Source organism: Prevotella sp. HJM029 (assembly GCF_000599605.1).
Classification (GTDB): domain Bacteria; phylum Bacteroidota; class Bacteroidia; order Bacteroidales; family Bacteroidaceae; genus Prevotella.
In genome coordinates this window covers 1-1,948 of record NZ_AZHT01000158.1, presented here as the reverse complement: position 1 = coordinate 1,948, position 1,948 = coordinate 1, and the positions used below count along the sequence as shown (strand labels likewise).

The 1,948-nt window shown below is 43.7% G+C and carries 2 protein-coding genes; both read left to right on the top strand.

What is annotated here, in order from left to right:
* A partial coding sequence (locus tag X919_RS0106180) for a VapE domain-containing protein (RefSeq protein WP_028899422.1) occupies positions 1–743 on the top strand: 743 nt, incomplete at its 5' end.
* A 181-nt stretch (positions 744–924) separates the two neighbouring features.
* The gene (locus X919_RS0106175; RefSeq protein ID WP_028899421.1) at positions 925–1,899 is read left to right on the top strand and encodes a toprim domain-containing protein; all 975 of its coding nucleotides are present in this window, start codon (positions 925–927) and stop codon (positions 1,897–1,899) included.
* Positions 1,900–1,948: the final 49 nt, after the last annotated feature.

The window sequence follows — 1,948 nt, the reverse complement described above, 5'->3', positions numbered from 1 at the left end:
GGCGAACCGAATACCGAAGCAAGGAGGATGCTCACTTCTCAAAAGTGGGGCGCTATGAAATCAACACGCTCCGCAGGGAACTTGACAACGATGTGGGGATTATCACATCTTCCGACAACCTCTATTCAATTATTGAGAGTAGCTTCTCTCCACGTGTCAATCCTATACAGGAGTATTTCAAAAGGTTGCCATTGGTGGATGTAAGTAGCAGTTCTCCCTTTTCACTGAAAGCCATTCCCCACTTGGCAAGCTTCGTGGCATCGGTAAACGGCAACGACTTTCTGACAGACCCCACGGGAAGCAGACGGCTCCTGCCCTTTGAAGTGCTTTCCATAGATATTCAGAGAGCAAAGGCTATCTCGATGGACAATGTCTATGCTGAAGCTAAAGCCTTGTTGAATATGGGCTTCCGCTATTGGTTTGATGATGATGAGATTGCCGAACTATACAGAGAGAGTGAAGACTTTCAAGTACAGACTGCAGAGATGGAGCTTTTATTGTGTTGTTTTGAAAAGCCAACGGAGGATGAAAGTTATTCGTTAATGACCACTACGGAGATACTCACCTATTTGGGTATTTATACCCACCAACCACTTGTTGCCAAGCGTATGGGCGAAGCCTTGAAGAAAGCAGGATACATAAAGGTGAGCAAACGAAGAAACGGTGGAAGCCCCATCTATGTCTACAAGATTAGGAAAATCTTGCCCTGCCCGCTCCTTCAAACTTGTAGTAGCCAAATGTAGTAGAATGTGTAGTATTGTCTTATACTACAAAGTAATACTGATTATCAATCACTTATCACAAAATAATATGTAGTAAGAAGAAAGATGAAAAAGTTTGGAGAGGAAAAACTTTGGAAACGGTAAAACCATAAAACAGACAAGCATAAATAATTATCATTCAACCCATTAAAGTATCAAAACAATGAAAAAAGAAGATTTATCACTAATCAAACGATATTCCATCGTGGAATATCTCGAAAGGAAAGGCATTAGGCCTGTCCGTAAAACATCTACCTATGTCATGTATCGCTCACCACTCAGGGAGGAAACTCATCCGAGTCTCAAGGTGGACACGGAAAAGAACCTTTGGATAGACTATGCCGAAGGCAAGGGTGGAAGTATCATCGACCTTTGTATACGCTTGGAAGGCTGCACGCTCTCGGAAGCCATCTGCCGTTTGGAGCAGAACACTCCCGATGATGGTACCTATAGTTCTTGTAATGGCTTCGCACCAAACAACACCCAGCTTGTGATGGCTGTAAATGGAGCAAGGAGACTGATAGAAATATCAGACACTCTGCCACCACATTTTCAGGAGTACCTTACAAAGGTGCGTTGCATCAACTTGGAAAAGGCTATGCCTTTCCTCAAATGTATCAGCTATGAGGTAAGGGGCAAGCGCTATCAAGCTATTGGCTTTGCCAATCTCTCTGGCGGCTATGAGCTTCGGGACGACAAGACGTTCAAAGGAACGATTGCCCCGAAGGACATTACTCCGATATTCACGGATAGAGCGGAGCCAGTATGTATCTTTGAAGGCTTCATGGACTTCCTCTCCTTCCTTTCGATGAAAGAAGAGTTTACCAACCACTGCCTTGTGATGAACTCCGTGAGCAACGTGGCAAGGACTATCCGCTATTTGAATGACCGACACCTCACCAATATCCGCGCCTTCCTTGACAATGATGAAGCAGGACGGAGGGTTGTTCAAGATTTCATAAAGGCAGGCTTCCATGTTGAGGACATGAACATACATTACCAAGACTTCAAGGATCTCAACGATTTTCATGTCAGCCGTGTCCGTGAGCAGCAGAAACGGAAAGCACAGGAACAGACACACATATCAATTACAGGACAAAACAAGAAATCAAAACAGGTTAAACTTAAAATGAAATAGAAATGGAAAAGGAAACTATGATGAGCGACAAAGACCTTTCATGGTTCTT

Excerpts from the sequence above, each read along its gene's own strand:
- X919_RS0106175 (WP_028899421.1), top strand. The coding sequence starts at position 925 with ATGAAAAAAGAAGATTTATCACTAATCAAACGATATTCCATCGTGGAA.